This window comes from Streptomyces sp. NRRL B-3229 (assembly GCF_000719505.1).
Taxonomy (GTDB): Bacteria; Actinomycetota; Actinomycetes; order Streptomycetales; family Streptomycetaceae; genus Streptomyces; species Streptomyces griseorubiginosus.
Genome location: NZ_JOGP01000145.1, coordinates 1 through 311 on the forward strand (window position 1 = coordinate 1; position 311 = coordinate 311).

Annotated in this window: 1 protein-coding gene; it reads right to left on the bottom strand. The window is 66.6% G+C overall.

Annotated features, from left to right (window positions below):
- On the bottom strand, positions 1 to 311 hold a 311-nt coding region (locus IF54_RS0139155; protein ID WP_199821303.1), incomplete at both ends, for a cbb3-type cytochrome c oxidase subunit I.

Consider the following 311-nt stretch of genomic DNA (forward strand, 5'->3'; position numbering starts at 1 on the left):
GCGGGCAGGAGGTCGCCCACTCCAGGGAGCGGCCGTAGCCCCACGGGTCGTCGACGCCGACCGGCTTGCCGTACTTGGCCGTCTTCCACACGTTGTAGAAGAACGGCAGGAGGGATGACCCGAGCAGGAACGAGGAGATCGTCGAGACCGTGTTGAGCGTGGTGAGCCCCTCGACCGCGAGGTAGTCCGGAATCCGGCGCTGCATCCCGTTCGCGCCCAGCCAGTGCTGGACCAGGAAGGTGCCGTGGAAGCCGACGAACAGCGTCCAGAACGTGATCTTGCCGAGGCGCTCGTCGAGCATCTTGCCGGTG